Source organism: Sorangium aterium, assembly GCF_028368935.1.
GTDB classification, from domain to species: Bacteria; Myxococcota_A; Polyangia; order Polyangiales; family Polyangiaceae; genus Sorangium; species Sorangium atrum.
This window is the reverse complement of sequence record NZ_JAQNDK010000001.1, coordinates 3674086-3690839: the sequence shown is the minus strand read 5'-3', so window position 1 is coordinate 3690839 and position 16754 is coordinate 3674086. Positions and strand designations below refer to the sequence as shown.

At 69.1% G+C, this 16754-nt stretch carries 15 protein-coding genes; 6 read left to right on the top strand and 9 right to left on the bottom strand.

Features of this window, described 5'->3' with window-relative positions; all coding sequences use genetic code 11:
• Positions 1 to 48 precede the first annotated feature (48 nt).
• Positions 49 to 2628 carry a serine/threonine-protein kinase gene (locus tag POL72_RS13650; RefSeq protein WP_272095625.1) on the top strand — a complete coding sequence of 860 codons (2580 nt, stop codon included), beginning with the start codon at positions 49 to 51 and terminating at the stop codon, positions 2626 to 2628.
• 271 nt (positions 2629 to 2899) lie between these two features.
• On the opposite strand, the gene POL72_RS13645 is transcribed toward POL72_RS13650, so the two are convergent.
• Entirely contained in the window at positions 2900 to 3835 is a 936-nt protein-coding gene (locus POL72_RS13645) for an AraC family transcriptional regulator (protein WP_272095624.1), read from the bottom strand.
• 108 nt (positions 3836 to 3943) lie between these two features.
• Between POL72_RS13645 and POL72_RS13640 the strand changes: the two genes are divergently transcribed.
• The 4 genes from POL72_RS13640 to POL72_RS13625 all read left to right on the top strand — a co-directional run bounded on the left by POL72_RS13640 (position 3944) and on the right by POL72_RS13625 (position 7173).
• On the top strand, positions 3944 to 4360 hold the full coding sequence (locus POL72_RS13640) for a DUF4267 domain-containing protein (RefSeq protein ID WP_272095623.1): 417 nt from the start codon (positions 3944 to 3946) through the stop codon (positions 4358 to 4360).
• 52 nt (positions 4361 to 4412) lie between these two features.
• Complete coding sequence (locus POL72_RS13635; RefSeq protein ID WP_272095622.1) at positions 4413 to 4961, top strand: DUF2871 domain-containing protein; 549 nt, start codon at positions 4413 to 4415, stop codon at positions 4959 to 4961.
• Between the two features lie 251 nt (positions 4962 to 5212).
• Positions 5213 to 6109, top strand: a complete 897-nt coding sequence (locus POL72_RS50955; protein WP_272095621.1) for a PKD domain-containing protein — start codon at positions 5213 to 5215, stop codon at positions 6107 to 6109.
• Complete coding sequence (locus POL72_RS13625; protein ID WP_272095620.1) at positions 6106 to 7173, top strand: hypothetical protein; 1068 nt, start codon at positions 6106 to 6108, stop codon at positions 7171 to 7173. The genes POL72_RS50955 and POL72_RS13625 overlap by 4 nt, the downstream gene beginning before the upstream one ends.
• 1085 nt (positions 7174 to 8258) lie before the next feature.
• Here POL72_RS13625 and POL72_RS13620 read toward each other — a convergent pair.
• The 3 genes from POL72_RS13620 to POL72_RS13610 are packed head-to-tail and all read right to left on the bottom strand — an operon-like array spanning position 8259 to position 9310.
• Positions 8259 to 8567, bottom strand: a complete 309-nt coding sequence (locus POL72_RS13620; RefSeq protein WP_272095619.1) for a hypothetical protein — start codon at positions 8565 to 8567, stop codon at positions 8259 to 8261.
• Positions 8568 to 8585: 18 nt separating this feature from the next.
• Positions 8586 to 8699, bottom strand: a complete 114-nt coding sequence (locus POL72_RS13615; RefSeq protein WP_272095618.1) for a transposase — start codon at positions 8697 to 8699, stop codon at positions 8586 to 8588.
• Complete coding sequence (locus tag POL72_RS13610) at positions 8696 to 9310, bottom strand: IS110 family transposase (RefSeq protein ID WP_272095617.1); 615 nt, start codon at positions 9308 to 9310, stop codon at positions 8696 to 8698. The genes POL72_RS13615 and POL72_RS13610 overlap by 4 nt, the downstream gene beginning before the upstream one ends.
• 329 nt (positions 9311 to 9639) lie before the next feature.
• Here POL72_RS13610 and POL72_RS13605 point away from each other — a divergent pair, with 329 nt between their 5' ends.
• The gene (locus POL72_RS13605) at positions 9640 to 9996 is read left to right on the top strand and encodes a hypothetical protein (protein ID WP_272095616.1); all 357 of its coding nucleotides are present in this window, start codon (positions 9640 to 9642) and stop codon (positions 9994 to 9996) included.
• 57 nt (positions 9997 to 10053) lie between these two features.
• On the opposite strand, the gene POL72_RS13600 is transcribed toward POL72_RS13605, so the two are convergent.
• The 5 genes from POL72_RS13600 to POL72_RS13580 all read right to left on the bottom strand — a co-directional run bounded on the left by POL72_RS13600 (position 10054) and on the right by POL72_RS13580 (position 16644).
• Positions 10054 to 10947 (bottom strand): mechanosensitive ion channel family protein, encoded by an 894-nt coding sequence (locus POL72_RS13600; RefSeq protein ID WP_272095615.1) that lies wholly within the window; start codon positions 10945 to 10947, stop codon positions 10054 to 10056.
• Between the two features lie 608 nt (positions 10948 to 11555).
• Entirely contained in the window at positions 11556 to 11699 is a 144-nt protein-coding gene (locus POL72_RS13595; protein WP_272095614.1) for a hypothetical protein, read from the bottom strand.
• A gap of 584 nt (positions 11700 to 12283) precedes the next feature.
• Positions 12284 to 13213 carry a dihydrodipicolinate synthase family protein gene (locus POL72_RS13590; protein WP_272095613.1) on the bottom strand — a complete coding sequence of 310 codons (930 nt, stop codon included), beginning with the start codon at positions 13211 to 13213 and terminating at the stop codon, positions 12284 to 12286.
• Between the two features lie 16 nt (positions 13214 to 13229).
• Positions 13230 to 15113, bottom strand: a complete 1884-nt coding sequence (locus tag POL72_RS13585) for an IlvD/Edd family dehydratase (protein WP_272095612.1) — start codon at positions 15111 to 15113, stop codon at positions 13230 to 13232.
• Positions 15114 to 15318: 205 nt separating this feature from the next.
• Positions 15319 to 16644 (bottom strand): MFS transporter, encoded by a 1326-nt coding sequence (locus POL72_RS13580; RefSeq protein WP_272095611.1) that lies wholly within the window; start codon positions 16642 to 16644, stop codon positions 15319 to 15321.
• Positions 16645 to 16754: the final 110 nt, after the last annotated feature.

The following is a 16754-nucleotide window of genomic DNA, read 5'->3' as shown; positions in this document are numbered from 1 at the left end:
GGCACGTGGCCCACGGCATCACCCCCCGACGGGGTGCCCTACCTCGCCATGGAATGGCTCGAAGGGGAGAGCCTCGCGCAGCGCCTCGCCCGGCAGAAGCTCGATCTCGAGGAGAGCCTCGCCCTGCTCCGCGCGGCCGCCGAGGCGCTCGGGGCGGCGCACGCGCGGGGCGTCGTCCACCGCGACGTCAAGCCGAGCAACCTGCTGCTCGTCGGCGGCGAGGTCGCCGGCCTCAAGGTGCTCGACTTCGGCATCGCCCGGATGAAGCGCACCATCGGCGCGCTCACGCAGACCGGCTCCGTGATGGGGACCCCGGGCTACATGGCCCCGGAGCAGGCCACCGGCGAGCGCGACCGCCTCGACGCGCGGGCCGACATCTTCTCGCTCGGCGCCGTGCTCTTCGAGTGCCTCACGGGCAGGCCCGCGTTCCAGGGCCAGCACGTGATGGCCCTCCTCGCGAAGCTCCTCATGGAAGACCCGCCGCGCGTGCGGAACCTCCGGCCCGAGGTGCCGCAGGAGCTCGATGACTTCGTCGCCCGCATGCTCGCGAAGGACCCGGAGCAGCGGCCGCGCGACGGCTCGGCCGTCATCGAGGCGCTCGACGCCCTCGAGCGCGATCCGACGAGCGGCCTGGCCGCGCCCCCCGTCCTGTACGAGGCGATCACGGCGTGCGAGCTCCGGCTGCTCTCGCTGGTGGCCGCGCGGGAGCCGCGCTTTGCGCCCTGCGACAGCGCGGCCAGCACGCTCGTCGCCGCGGAGCCGAGCGACCTCACGAGGAAGCTCTACATGAGCGCGCAGCCCTTCGGGGCCCGCGTGGACGCGCTCGCCGACGGGACGATCGTGCTCTCGATCGCCGGCGTCGGCGACGCCGCGCTGCAGGCCGCGCGCGCGGCGCGGTGCGCCCTGAAGCTCGGCGAGCTTGTGCCGGAGGCCTCCGTCGTGCTCACGACCGGCCGCGCCGAGCACACAGGCAGCCTCCCTGTCGGCCCGGTCATGGACCGCGCGGCCGCGCTCCTCGCCCTCGCGGAGCGCGACGCGCGCCCGGAGCGGAGTCCCGCGCCCGTGTGGATCGACGACGTGACGCGGGCGCTGCTCGACGCGCGGTTCGAGATCGAGCCGGCGCGCTCCGGCACGTTCTTCCTGCTGCAGGAGCGCGAGGTCGGCCGGTCGGCGCGGACGCTCCTCGGGAAGCCGAGCCCCTACGTCGGCCGCGACAGGGAGCTCCGGAACCTGCGCGAGCTCCTGGAAGACAGCTTCGGCGGGCCCGAGCCCCGCGCCATCCTGATCACCGGGCCGCCCGGGATCGGCAAATCTCGCCTGCGGTACGAGCTCATCGAGATCCTGCGGGAGCGGCACCCCGAGCTCACCGTCGCGGTCGGCCGCGGCGACTCGCTGAGCGCGGGCTCGCCGTTCTCGCTCCTCGGCTCCGCGCTCCGGGGCGCGGCCGGGATCACCGGCGGCGAGCCCGCCCCGGCGCAGCGGGAGCGGCTCCTCTCGCTCGTCGCCCGCGCCCAGGCGCTGACGCCGGGCGAGAGGACGAGGATCGCCGCGTTCCTCGGCGAGATCGTCGGCACGCCGTTCCCGGGCGAGGCCGATCCGAGGTTCCTCGCGGCGCGGCAGAGCCCGGCCCTGATGGCGGATCAGATCCCGCTCGCCTACCTCGACTTCATGGAGGCGGCGTGCGCGGCGGGGCCCTACCTGCTCGTGCTCGAGGACATCCAGTGGGGCGACGCGGCGTCGCTCAAGCTCATCGCGCGGGTCCTCCGGGAGCTCCGCGACCGGCCCTTCGCGGTGCTCTACCTGGCGCGCGTCGAGGTGCGGAAGGTCTTCCCCGTCCTCTGGGAGGGCAGCGAGGTCCACGAGATCACGCTCGGCGCGCTGCCGCGCCGCGCGGCCGAGGAGCTCGTGCGGCAGATCCTCGGCGACGGGCTCCCGCCCTCCGAGGTCGCGCGCCTGGTCGAGCGCGCGAGCGGCAACGCCTTCTACCTGGAGGAGCTCATCCGGGCGGTCGCGGAGGGGCGCGCGGACAGGCTGCCGGAGACGATCCTGGGCATGGTCGAGGCGCGGCTCGAGGCCATCCCCGCGGAGGCGCGGCGGCTGCTGCGGGCGGCGAGCATCTTCGGCGAGGCGTTCTGGAAGACCGGGGCGCTCGCCCTGCTCGGCGACGCCGGCGGGTCGACGCTCGCGGTCGACTGGCTGCCCTGGATGCTCCAGCGCGAGCTGCTCGAGCGCCGCGAGCAGAGCCGCTTCTCGGACGAGGAGGAGTACGCGTTCCGGCACGCGCTCATCCGCGACGGCTGCTACGCGATGCTGCCGGACCACGATCGCGCGCTCGGGCACCGGCTCGCCGCCGAGTGGCTCCTGCAGGCGGGAGAGCACGACGCCAAGGTGCTCGCCGAGCACTTCGAGCGGGGCGGCGAGCCGCGGCTCGCGGTGGAGTTCTACCTGCACGCGGCGGAGCAGGCGCTCGCCGGGAGCGATCCGGCCGCCGCGCGCGCGCTCGCGGACCGGGGGCTCGCCCTCGGCGCGGAGCGGGACGTCGAGGCGGTGCTCCGCGGGATCCGGGAGGGGGCGTCCCGCGCGCTGGGCGTGGCGGACGAGCGCGCCGCGCTCTCGTCGAGGTCGTGAGCGCTCACGGAGGCCGCTTCCGAGGCCGCGGGTGCCGTCGGGCTCGTCGTGCCGAGCCGCCGTGGTGGCTCACCGGCCCGCGGCGACGGGCATCCCGGTGCCGGAGACGAAGACGAGCGCGACGGCGCCACCGACCTGCGCCAACGACATCACGGCGCCACCTCCCGACCGCGGTCTGCGAGCAGTTGACGGTTTGGCGATTCCCAAGCGAACGAGACGTCCGCTTACTTCGATCTACGTCACGAGCTGATCGACGTTCCTGCGCGGTGATTCAGCCGTGCGCGGCGCGCAGCTGCGCGCGGACAGCCGACGGCGTCGCCCCGGTCTCGCGCCGAAACGCGCGCTGAAACGCCTGCACCGTGGCGAACCCGACCGCGTGGGCGATCTGCTGGTTCGACAGCGTCGTCTCCCGAAGCAGGCGGCGCGCGTGCTCGGTGCGCAGCGTCGCCCGGTACGCCATGGGCGGCGCGCCCGTGGCCTCGAGGAACCGCCGGGCGAGCGTGGCGCGCGAGACGCCCACCGTTCGCGCCAGGGTGTCGACGTCCCACGCGCGCGCCGGGTCGTGCACGAGCTCGGCGATCGCGCGGGCGACGACGGGGTCCTGCGTGGCGCCGAGCGCGGCGAGCTTCGCGGGCTCGCGGTCGGCGAGCAGCCGCACGAGCTCGATGAGGATGAGCTCGAGCCAGCGACGGCGAGCCAGCCCCGCCCCCAGGCGCGTCTCGTGCAGCTCGCTCCGCAGGCGCGCCAGCGCGTCGGCAAACGAGGGCCGCGCCTCGATGGCCCGCGCGCCGGCGTGGATCACCGTCGGCAGGACCTGCAGCAAGGGGGCAAGCGCGTCGTGCTCGAACCGGAACACGCCGCACAGCGCGCGCGCCGTGGCGGCGCCGCGGCCGAGCACGCGCTCGCCGTCCTCCTCTCGCGAGACCTCGAGCCACCGGTCGAGGAGCACGGGCTTCGCCCTCGCGTCGCCGTGGTCGACGCGGTGCCCCACGTTCGGTCGCACCAGCGCCACGTCGCCCTGGTAGAGCGAGACAGCCTCTCGCCCGGCGCGCAGCACGCAGCTCCCCTCGGTCACGTGGTGGAGCACCAGGATCGGACGCGCCGGAAGCTCGAGCGCCCAAGCCCCTCGCGCCGCGGTCCGGCAGACAAGCTCGGACGAGAGTTTTGCCATGGAAAATCGGCTCGATAGCGGGTCATCCTGGTACATGGCGCGAGCCTAGCGATGATCTATAGCGCTCGCAACGTGAGCGTTCAGGGACATTCGTTGCGCGCGCCGGCCATCGCGGGCGCGTCCGCTGAGGGCTACATCCAGCCCATGAACAACGCCACTATCGCTTCCTCCGCCTCGTCCCTTCCGTTGCGCCGCCTCGGTGGGGCGGGCATTGCCACGCTGCTCACCGGCCTCACGCTGTGCTTCATCGGCGCGCGTTTCCTGGTTGTCCCCGGCACCGCGGCTGCGGCCTTCGGCGTGCCGCTCGCTGGCCTCGCCGCGTACGCTGTCGCCAAGGGAGTGCGCGACCTCTCCGTCGGCGCCTTGCTCATCGCCTTCGCGCTCCTTGGCGAGCGGCGCGCCGCGGCGCTCACGCTGCTCCTCGGCTCCGTGATCCCCGTCGTCGACGGAGCCATCGTGCTCGCGTGGCGCGGCGCTCACGCGGGCTACCTCGCGATCCACTGGGGCACCGCCGTGCTCTGCATCGCGCTCGGCGTGCTGCAGCTCCGCCGCCGTGCGTGACCCTACCGAGCGCTTGAAGGAGTCCTATCGGGGCGATAGTCGATCACAGGGAGTGAGCACCGAAATGCGGAAGTCGTACAACGCAGCACACGTCTGCATGATCGTCGGAGTGGTCTCCGGGCTGTTCTACCGAGAGTTCACCAAGGTCAATCACTTCACCGGCGAGACCCAATTGGCCCTCATGCACACCCACCTGCTCGCCCTGGGCACGCTGGGCTTCCTGATCGTCCTCGCCCTCGACAAGCAGTTTCAGCTGTCCGGGACGACGCTGTTCACGTACTTCTTCTGGTTCTACAACGCGGGGGTCGCGATCACTGTGAGCATGATGGGCGTCCACGGCATCGCGACCGTGCTCGGCTACCACGTGCCGGAGGCCGTGCCGTGGACCGCGGGGGTGGGCCACATCCTGCTCACGGTCGGGCTCATCCTCCTGTTCGTCCTGCTCGGCAAGCGCCTCACCGAGCCCGTGAAGCCGGGGACCGCGGAGTCCGAGCCCGCGAAAACCTCGGCCGCCTTCCCGAACGAGCTTCCCGGGATCGGAGGAGGTGACCGCGCCGCCCCACATCCACGGCCGCAGGCCACGGCACGTGCGCGAGGTTGAATGCGAGCAGATCTGCGAGCATCTCAGTCCCCGTAAGGACTTACGTGTCGGCGGGGCTCCCGTCCCTGCAGGGAACGACGACGATGAAGGCGACCCAGGCGCTGACATCGCCGGAATGACGTGCACGAACGGCGGAATCCTCGGCAGAGCGACCTCGATCTCCGGATCGCCGACGCTCGAGCATCGATACCACACCACCCAAGAGAAGAACCCAGGAAGGTGATAGGATGAGAAGGGGACGAAGAGACTTCGTGCAAGGATCGACGGCCGTCGCGCTCGCGCTCGCGTTGCCGGCGTGCGGCCAACAGGGGATCGACGGCGGTGACGCTGCGGAGACCGGGGTCATCCGTGCCGCCCTCGCGATCCGGGGCGAGCGGCACGACGTGACGGCGGTTCACTACAAGGTCGTCGGCGCCAGCAGCACCTGCAGGGACACGGCGATCGCGGAGGCGACCAGCGCCCTCGACATCGATGTGCCCCTCGCCGGCGACGTGCCCTACGACGACGAGCTCGTCACGGGCTCCGGGGCGCACGCGGCCGCGGAGGGCACGTTCGTGCTGCCTCGCGGCAATTACCGCGTCTGCGCTACGCCGATGCACGACGCTTCGCCGTCGGAAGAGTGCGCTCCCGCCGAGACGGTGGTGGATGTCCCTGGGCAGTGGACGAGGGAAGTCATGCTCGTGTCCCAGTGCCGCGGGGATACCGACGGCCTCCTCGACGCGGTGGTCGCCCTGAACTCCCCGCCAAAGATCAACAGCCTCGACATCGCGCCCAGCAAGTTCATCACCCTGTGCGAGACGGCCACGATCACCGTGGACGCAGAGGATCCCGATGGCGACGCGATCTCGATCACCTGGCAGATCGGCTCGAAGGTGAGCGGGTCCTCCCCGGTCCTCGGCCTTCCTGGGCCCGTCGGCACGTTCTCGACGGACACGCCGGGCGTCTACACCATTCAAGTCAAGGCCACCGACGGCGCGGGTTCTCCTCCGTTCGCCGGGTCGACGTCGAGCTCGAGAGCGGCATCGACTGCTCCTTCCAGGCCGGCGTCCGCGCCGTGTCGCTCAATGGCGCCGCGATTGGCAACTTCGACCCTATCGGATCGTGCACTTGTGACTCGGATCACGAGCTCGCCTCGTTCACCGACGTGAATCCCAGCTCGTACGTGCTCGGCGGGGTGAACTCCGTGAATATTTCCGCGCCGAGCTGCGACGGGCTGAGCCGGAGCGAGGAGCTCGGCGGGGCGTTCGCGCGCGTCACGGTCGTCTACAGCTGCGAGCCGAGCCTCTGCGCCGACGTGACCTGCGCGCCGCCGGACGCGTGCCACGTCGCGGGCGCGTGCGACCCAAGGACGGGGCTCTGCACGAACCCGAACGCGCCCGACGACACGGCGTGCGATGACGGCGACCCGACCACCGCGGAGTCGATATGCATCAGCGGCGCGTGCGTCGCCGAGTCCCCCTGCGGCAACGGCAGGGTCGGTCCGGGCGAGGAGTGCGACGATGGCGGCCATGTCAACGGCGACGGCTGCTCGGCGACCTGCCAAGTCGAGGGCACGCGCCGGTTCCTCTACACCGTGCGCGAGGAGGACGACATGCTTCGCCGGTTCGACCTGCGGACGCGGAAATTCGAGGACGTCGGTCCGCTCGGCGTGCGCTTCGACATCGGCGAGCTCGCCTGGGAGGAGGCGACCGGCACCCTGTGGATGATCGACGGGCGCGCCAACAAAGGACTCTACACGGTGGACATCGCCACCGGGGCCGCCACCCTGGTGGGCATCCACGGCGTCGACAAAATGTTCGGGCTCGGCCTCGATCCGAGGACTGGCAACCTGTACGGGAGCGCGCGCGGGAGCCAACCCGGGTTCTACCAGCTGGACAGGGCGACCGGGGCCGCGACCCTCCTCGGGACGCCCCCCAGAAGCTACGACGGCATGGCCTACGACACCACCCGCGACCAGCTGGTCGGGTTCGTCGCCGGTTATGCACCCCTCTTCGCCATCGACGTCGCGAACGGCGCCGGGTCGTTGCTGGCATACCAAGAGCCCACCAACGCCGGCGGCCTCGCGTACGATCCGATCGCCGACCAGTTCTGGGAGATCGATCAGGACGGGTTCCTGTACACCTACGACCCGACGTATGACTACATGCAGACCATCTTCATCTCGCAGCTCGGCGCGCACGATGGGCTGACCCTGGTCATGCCCGCGCCGTGACGTTCCGTATCCGAGGAGCCTCCGTGCGAGGAGGGCCCGGTGGACTCTCCATCTAAGCAGCAGAGGCCGCCGCTCCGTCGGCACGCCCCCGTGCAACATGAGGTAGCCGAGCCGCAGCCGATCGAGCTCACGGTGATGACTCCGCTCACGACAAGGTGTGCTCGCACCGCACTCGAAATGGCGCAGCGCCGTGATACCACGCGTCCCTTCGATACCACGGAAGGACAACTCGGAAGCTACGCGCGGTTCAGGTGGCAAGGATTCGACGCGGTGCGGCTCGGCAGAACACGGAACGCCAAACCAACTGGGGGCGGAGGGACAGCCATCAAAAAAGCGTTCGCCCGCACCTGGCACGCCCTTCCAAGCGCAGGGGAAGCAGACCAAGGGCGCTGTTACCGTTTCCGCTACCGGCTCACCTTCGCTGCGCCGCTTTCCTTGTACCACAGCCGAGTGAACTCGTTGGATCTGCTGGCTTTTGCAGGTGAATCAGCGGATCGTGATTTTTTGTACGTCATGTCGACTGCCGGTCGTTGTCGGGAAACTCTTGACAGGTCGGAATGGCTTTGCGCGAGCTTCTATGGAACGTAGTGTCAAGACAGATCCCCTCCGATCGCCGACCGTCCTCTTCAACGGAGGCGCCCGCTCCCAGTCGGCACGTGCGGCGTGGCTTGTCCGGGTTCGGCTGGCTGGCACGGCGTGGCTTGCCCGCGTTCAGCTGGCAAGCGCGGCGAGCCTTGAGCGCTTCCCGGTCGACACGCGTCCGCGATTGGCATCGGAACCGCTGGCCAATACGGAGGATGACGGTCGCTCCCTTTGCGTGCTGTTTTCGCTGGCATCCTCGACGAGATCGAAGCCCCGTTGTTCTCGCGCAGAAAGCGGGAACCATCCTTCTATCTGGGCCTCTTCTGACCATGGCTTCTTTCGGTACTCCGAGGGGGCATAGCCTATCCTTGGGACATCGGGGCGACTGCCCTCGTGCCATCCGCGCAATGGATACTCACCCTTGAACCCTGCTCGTCTCCAGCTGCTGCGCCGGCGATCACACCTCTCTTGGGGATTGATACCTCCACACGTGAGACGAGTTTTTAGCCTTGCTTGCGATGCTTCGTCGGGTCGTACTTCTCCTTGCTCTTCGCCATCGAAAGAGCGATCGCGGCGATCCTGCGGGCGAGCGTCAGCTTCGCCAGGTTCGGCTTCGTGCCCGCTGTGATCAGCCGCTGGTAGTCCTGATGCAACGGCTCGGTGGCGAGCTGCGTGATCACCGTCGTCGCCGCACCCTTGAAGACGTGCTTCAGCGTGTGATTGTGATTCAGGTTCAGTCCGCGCGTCTTCTGGACCTCGGCCCGCACCCAGCCGCCGTCCGGCTTCCGGGCCCAGTCCGAGGTCGAGCGCATCACGATCCCCAGGCCGCACTACGACCAGAACTGCCGCTTGGTCCGGAACCGCGCCGGCGACACCACGATCGGCATCAGCTGCGCCACCCGGATCGGACCCAGCCCTGGGCACGACTCCAGCACCCGGCTCATCGCGTGTCGGTGCGCTTCGGCGACGAGATCCTTCTCCGCTCGCCGCCGATGGCTTCCACCGCATCGTACTGCGCGTACAACATCGTCGCCGCCCCGCGGCTCGCGTCCGGCAGCTGCTTCAAAAACTCCTCGCGGCCCTTGTCCGAGTACACGCTCTTGCCCTCTACGGCCACGCCGCGCGACCGAAGCAACGCTTTGATCCGGTTCTGCGCCCGCACCACGTCCTGCACGATCATCGCGTGGGTGCGGCCCAGCTCGCCCAGCCTCTTGTGCTCGCCCACCTCCTTGAACACGCGCTGCTTGAGCGCTCCCGTGCGCAGCTGCTCGGCCAGGTGGAACGCGTCGCTCTCGTCGCTCTTCTGGCCTCGGCTCTCCGAGACCATCGCCACCACGATCTCCTCCGCGTGCGGCGAGAGGATCTCGTAGAGCCACCCGCTCTGCGTCCCCTCCTCGAGCACCACGTGCCTCTTGCCGGCGATCGCCTTGAGTTGCTCCACCACCGCTTGGCCGTTCGTCTCGACCAAGTGCGACCCCAGCCGCTTGCCGCTCTCCCCGACCACCGCAAACGTCGTGCTTGCGGCATGCACATCCAGACCGATGGTCCTCTGCATTGGCGCCCCCTTGCGCAGCTGCTTTGCTCTGCAATCCAAGGTTCGCCTCGACGAAAGCAGGGCGCCAGCCCTTCCGCAGGCTCGCTGTCATGAGCTCGCTCGGCTCGACCTCGCCCTCGCGGCCAGCCTGGTCCACCTGCCCCGAGCTCGAGCCCCCAGCGGAGCGCCCCTCCGCCGTCGCCCACGTTTCACGTGAGGCACCGCGCGCAGCTCGTGTCCGGGCCGCCGCAGGCGCCCGCGCAGCGGGGCGAAGCGCCTGGACACGAGCGAGCACGGTGCCACCGCCCGCAGGCGACGGCGGAGATGCGTCGACGTCACCGATGGGACCGGTGCGGTCGGCACCTGCGAGGATCTGCGGGGACGAGGTTGCGGACGCCACGTTCCCAACATGTCTATCCTCCGACATCCGGCGCTACGACGCGACCGGCGCGCTCCTCGACACGCTGCCCACGGGCTTCACTGGGACCACGCCGCGAGGCAACCACATGGGCGGGCTGACGTTCGGGGAGGTGCGGCGGCTGTTCACGGTGGGGTTCGACGCGATGAACTACGCGGCACCCGGAACCATTCTCAGGTTCGACCGCGCGACGGGGGATCCCCTCCCGGCCGAGGGGCAGAGCGGGGCGGTGTTCGTGGCCGAGGATACGCGGATGAAGCGGCCCGTCGAGATCACCGCCTGGCCATGAGCCCGCGGAGCCCGCGCCCGCGCCGCGGGGTGGGGCAGGCCGGGCTGCAGGAACCGATCAGGGCGCTTCGGGCGTCCCGCTGTTTGACACCTGCGAGAGCCCACGCGCGTCGTGCCCATTGACCGCCGCGAGCCGCGCTCCGTCTTCGCGGAGCACCACCGCCTGCGCCGGGGTCGGGTAGCCAAGCTTCGCGACCTCGTCATAAACGACCAGGTGTGCGGCGGCGAGCGCCAAGGGGTATTTCGCGCTCTCGACGTAGGGATGCGCGACGAGCAGCGGGCCGGAGAGGGTCATGCCCACCATCTCGACGAACGGCGCTGGGTTGCTGGCGGCATGAGGCGCATTGGTGAGCTTCTCCTTCAATACCGCGATGACCTTGTGCACGTCGGCGCCGTGGGGAAGCTGGACATTGATGTTCAAGCGTGCGACGGGGTTATCGGAGTGGTTCTTGATGATCTCGCCGAAGATCTTGTTGTTGCCGAGAAAGGTGCGTTCATTGTCGAAGGTATCGACCGACGTGACGAAGAGGCCGATCGAATGCACGATGCCCGTCACGCCGGCGACGGTGACCACGTCGCCGGCCTTGAAAGGGCGCAGCACGATCATGAAGACGCCAGCGGCCAGATTGGCGAGCAGGCCAGACCAGGCCATACCGATGGCGACCCCGGTCGCCGCCAGGATCCCGGCGAAGGTGAAGGTCTGGACGCCGAAGACGCCGAGGACCGTGATGATGAGGAGTATGTTGAGCAGCACGCTCGCGACAGAGTGCAGGTAACGCGCGAGCGTCTCGTCGATGTTGCGGAACTTCGTCGTTCGATCGAGCAAGCGAAGGATGCCGCGTATGACCAGGCGCCCCACGATCCACAGGGCGATGGCCCCGACGATCTTGGTGCCGATCTCGGCGCCGATCAGGAGCCCGACGTCCACATATCTCTTGAGGGTCTCGTTCATCCCGCGGTCTCTCCCTTCTATCAGTCCAACAATGTCCCCGCGTGCGAGCGGGTGGCCATTCGTCGCGCTCGCTCGACCTTTGCCGGCCGCTGCGGCGCTCTCGCAAACAAGAACCAGGCAAAGCCGTGGGAGCCGGTAAATGCACTTGCATGCGTTGGCAACCCACAGCAGGGGCCGAGGACGGCAAGCATCGCGCGGGTGCGCCAACCCCCCAAGCCGCGTAGCCGAACCCCGTACCAGCCGAGGTCCAACATGCGCATGGTACCGATCCGCACCGCGAGGGGTCAAGTCCCGCCGGCCGTCCCGCCCCGTTCCTCCGCCGCCTCACCGACGTGGGAGGGCATGCGTCTATGTGCGCTCTGCGCGCGAACTGGGCGAGGTCGCGTGTTGCCAAGAAGGTGCCGTTGCGCGCGGCTCCAGCTGGGATTGTTCTGGCGACATGGTAACGGGGCAGGACGGCACCCAGGTCGAGACGCTGCGTTTCCTGAGCAGGACCCGCAAGCGGGCGCGACGAAGCGCGCCGAGCCCGCGGCGTCGGCGGCGCTGCGAGGCCGATCCGAGGTCGACGTCCGCGGCGCCCCGACACGGCGCCGCTCGGCCGGGCGTGGCTACGCCCTGCGCTCCGCGATCGACCGGTAGACGCGGCGGAGCCGGTCGCCCAGCCACCGGTGCGCGAGGTCGGCATCGAAGCGGGGGTGCCACGCCTGCGCGATGGTGATGGCCGGCGTGGTCACGGGCAGCGGGAACGTCACGAGATCGAAGCGCGGGGCGGCGTGCGCCAGCCAATTCGACGGAAACGCGCCGACCAGCGTGGTGTAGACAATATTACACAGCCGAGTGAACTCGTTGGAGCTGGTGGTTTTTGTAGGCGGATCAGTGGATCGTACTTTTGGACGTTATGTCAACTGGCTGTCGACACGGGGCCGTCCATCAGCTACGTCAGGATCGACCGGCGCGTCGGATCGGCGAGGGCCGCGAAGGTGGCGCTCAGGGCGTCGACGTGGGGTGCGTCGGAAAGCATCATGATTAAACGTTCGGTTAATTAACCTGTCGGTAAACTAACGACTTCGGCGCGCCAGCGTGGTGTAGACAATATACCACGGCCGAGTGAACTCGTTGGATCTGTTGGTTCTTGTAGGTGGATCAGTGGATCGTACTTTGTGTGTACGTTATGTCAACTGCCGGTCGTTGGCGGGAAATTCTTGACAGGTCGGAATGGCTTTGCGTGGGCTATCCTCACAGAACATTTTTCCGCGATCCGGCCCTCCTGAAAGAAACGGCGCTATATCAACAATTTATCCATGCATCGAAGGGGCCGCCTTCACGGCTCCAGCGCCTACCGGCCCCAGCGGAGCGCGAGCGGGTTCAGCTCCCTGGCGATCTCGAGGAGGCCCGCCCGGGTCGCCGGATGGAGCGGCTCGAGGGGGTGGCGGACGGCGTCGCTGCGGATCACGCCGCCTTCGGCCATCGCCGCCTTGGCGGCGCGCAGGCCGCATTGGCGGTTCTCGTAGTTGATGAGGGGGAGAATGCGCGCGTATTCCGCTGCCGCCTCCTTGCGCCGCCCGGCCCGGTGATGCTCCACCACCGGCTTGATGAGATCCGGCAAGAGAGCGCTCGGCATGGTGCCGGTCGCCCCGGCGTCGAGATCCGCCATGAGGGTGATCGATTCCTCGCCGTCGAACGGTCCTTCGATGGCGTCGCCGCCGGCCTTTATCAGGCCGCGCAGCTTCGCGGCGGCGCTGGGCACCTCGACCTTGAAGTAGCGGACTTCCGGGACCTCGCGGGCGAGGCGCACGAGGAACGGCACCGACAGCGCGATGCCGCTCAGGGGCGCGTCCTGGACCATGATCGGGATCCGCCCGGCCTCCGCGACGGCAGCGAAGTGCTCGACCATGGCGGTCTCATCGGCCTTGAGCCCGCTGCCGTGATAGGGCGGCATCAGCATGAGGAGGCTTGCGCCGGCGGCGGCGGCGCGGCGGGCGCGCTCGGCGGCGATGCGGGTCGAGAAGTGGCTGACCGTCACGATCACCGGCACGCACCCGGCGACATGGTCGAGGCAAAGCGTCGTGAGCGTCTCCCGCTCCGCGTCGGTGAGCAGGAACTGCTCGGAATAATTGGCCAGGATGCAGATGCCGTCGACGCCCTGGTCGACCATGCAGTCGAGCACCCGGCGCTGGCCGTTCAGGTCGAGATCGCCATTCTCCAGAAAGGGCGTCGGCGCGACGGGGAACACGCCCGCGAAGGGGGAAGAGGCGGCGCGTGGCATAAGGTGGATCTCCGGTTCAGTGATTGTCGCGGGCGACGGGCGCGCCGCTCTTGCCGACGAGGAAGTCGAAGTCGGCCCCGTCGTTCGCCTGCAGGACGCGCTCCACATAGAGCTTGAGATGGCCGCGGTCCGCATGCGGCGCGGGTGGCGTCCAGGCGGCGCGACGCCGGGCCAGCTCTACGTCGTTGACGTGCAGGTGCAGGCTGCGCGCCTCGACGTCGAGGGTGATGAGGTCGCCGGTCGCGACGAGGGCGAGGGGACCACCGGCCGCCGCCTCCGGCGCGATGTGCAGCACGACGGTGCCGTAGGCAGTGCCCGACATGCGGGCGTCGGAGATCCGGACGATGTCGGTGACGCCCCGGCGCAGGAGCTTCGGCGGCAGCGGCATGTTCCCGACCTCGGCCATGCCCGGATAGCCCTTCGGACCGCAATTCTTGAGCACCATGATGCAGGTCTCGTCGATGTCGAGAGCATCGTCGTTGATGCGGGCGTGGAGGTCCTCGATCGTCTCGAATACCACCGCGCGGCCGGTATGCTTCATGAGGTGCGGGGAGGCCGCGGAGGGCTTCAGGACCGCGCCGTCCGGCGCGAGATTGCCCTTCAGCACCGCGATGCCGCCGTTCGGCTTGAAGGGCGCGCCGACGGTGCGGATGACTTCCCGGTTCCAGCACTCCGCGTTCCGGTTGTTCTCCCAGATCGTGCGGCCGTTGACCGTCATGGCGTCCTTGTGAATGAGTCCGTTCTCGGCGAGCTCGCGGACAACGACCGGCAGGCCCCCGGCTTCGAAGAAATCCTCCATGAGGAATCGGCCCGAGGGCATGAGGTCGACGAGGCAGTGCACCTCCCGGCCGAGCCGGTCCCAGTCGTCAAGGTCGAGCTCGACGCCGATCCGCCGGGCCATGGCGATGAGATGCACCACGGCGTTCGTCGAACCGCCGATGCCGCCGTTGACGCGGATCGCGTTCTCGAAGGCTTCGCGGGTGAGGATCTGCGAGAGCACGACGTCCTGCCGAACCAACTCGACGATCCGCCGCCCGGCCTCGCGGGCGAGGAGGTTGCGGCGGGCATCGACCGCCGGGATGGCGGCGTTGCCCGGCATCCCGACCCCGAGGGCCTCGACCATGCAGGCCATGGTGGAGGCGGTGCCCATGGTCATGCAGTGCCCCTGAGAGCGGTGCATCGAGGCCTCGGCCTCGTGGAATTCATGCAGGGTGATCTGGCCCGAGCGGAGCTGCTCGCTCATCGAGATGGTGTTGGTGCCCGAGCCGATGGGCCGGCCCTTGTAGACGCCGCGCAGCATGGGGCCGCCGGAGACGCCGATGCTCGGCAGATCGACGCTCGCCGCGCCCATGAGGAGGGCGGGGGTGGTCTTGTCGCAGCCCATCAGGAGCACGACGCCGTCGAGCGGGTTGGCGCGGATCGATTCCTCGACAACCATGGAAGCGAGGTTTCTGAACAGCATCGCGGTCGGGCGGAGCATCGTCTCGCCGAGCGACATCACCGGGAATTCGAGGGGGAAGCCGCCGGCCTCCAGAATTCCCCAGCGGACATGCTCGGCGATCGTCCTGAAATGCGAATTGCAGGGCGTGAGCTCGGACCATGTGTTGCAGATCCCGATCACCGGCCGTCCGTCGAACTGGTCCTGCGGGAAGCCTCGGTTCTTGAGCCAGGAGCGGTAGTAAAACCCCATCTTGTCCTGGCGGGCGAACCAGGCTTGGCTGCGCAGAGGCTTCTTGGTTGTCATCGGTCGAGGTCCGTTATCGGGGATGCGAGGGAAGGTCGGTTGACGCCGGGTGCGAGCCACCAGCTCAGGATGTCGGCGTCGAACAGGTTCCAGCTCTTCTCGTCGAGGACCCGGGTTCCGAGGGGCTAGAAAACCCAAACGCGATCCGAAAGTCAAGTCCGCGCAGGGCGCGTGTTGGTCGAGGCGCCTTCCGGGCGAGTTTGCGGTGCCGGACCGTGGTTATCAGCTTGGCCTGCCCAGGCCGCACGGCACCACCACCACTGCGTCATGAACCGTCCGCGCCACGCGGGCGAGGTCAGCGCTCTCGCTGCCACGCAGACGGAGCCCACTGCACCGCCGCGCGACATTCTCCGCCGGCGCCCTACCAGCCTGCCAGCCGGGGGACGAGCACCTGGATGCTGACGCCGGCGATGATCAGGCAGCCGGCCAGAAACAGCATGGGGGCGAGCTGGCTGCCGGTCGCGTCGTAGATGCGCGGCACCACGTTCTGGGCCACGAAGCCGCCGAGGTTGCCCACCGAGTTGATGGCGGCGATGCCGGCGGCGGCGTGCGGGCCCGCGAGGAGCTTCTGGGGCACGCTCCAGAACACCGGCTGGCCGGCGAAGATGGCGGCGGCGGCGACGCACAGCAGGGCGAACTTGGGCGCTGCGCCCGGCACGACCACGCTCAGCACCAGGGTGACGGCGCCCAGCAGCATGGGGCCGGAGATGTGCCAGGCGCTGACGCCGTTGCGGGCGGCATGGCGCGGCACCCACCAGAGCGCCAAGGCGACGAAGACCCAGGGGATGACGTTGATGAAGCCGTTCTGGATGTTCGAGGCGCCGAAGCCCTTCACGAGGGTGGGCAGCCAGTAGCTGAGGCCGTAAGCGCCGAGCGGCAAGCCGACATACAGGCCGGCAAGCGCCATCACTCGTATATCCAGCAAGGCCCGCCAGGGGGAGCCTTCCGCCTGTTGGCGGGGCTCAGCGGCGAGGGTCCTGGCGAGCCAGGCCTTCTGGTCGGGGGTGAGGAAGCGGGCCTGCTCGGGGTGGCTCGGCAGGCGCCAGAGGACGTAAGGCGCGAGCAGGACGGCGGGAGCGCCGGTGGCCACGAACACCCACTGCCAGCCAGCCAGCCCCAGGAGGCCGTTGAGATCGAGCAGCGCGCCGCCGATGACCGAGCCCACCGCGTTGGCCACGGCGCTGGCCATCATGAAGGCGCCGATCATGCGGGCGCGGTGCGCATGCGGGTACCAGAGGGTCAGGACGTAGAGCACGCCCGGGAAGAACCCGGCCTCCGTCACGCCCAGCAGGAAGCGCAGGACGAAGAACATGGCCGGGCTCTGGGTGAACCCCAGCGCGATGGTGACGAGGCCCCAGGTGCCCATGATCCGGCTGAACCAGACCCCGGCGCCGACGCGGACGAGGATCAGGTTGGCCGGCGCCTCGAACAGGAAGTAGCCGAGGAAGAACAGCGAGGCGCCGAGGCCGTAGGCGGCTTCGGTGAGGCCCAGGGCGCCCACCATCTCCAGCTTGGCGTAGGAGACGTTCTGCCGGTCGATGTACGCGATCAGGTACATGAGGCAGAAGAGCGGCATCAGGCCACGGGTGACCCGCTTCAGGGTCGCGGCGCCGATGTCTGGGGCCGCGGCGCCGATGTCCGGGGTCGCGGGGCCGATGTCCGGGGCCGCGCCCCCTGCGTGCTGCATGCCTTCCTCCAATCCTCTCGATAGGCTAGTACTACAGCCGCACCTGCGGCCAATCTGCGGCTGCAGACGAGCGGACAAACACGGATTTCTCGACGATTTTGATGCCTACA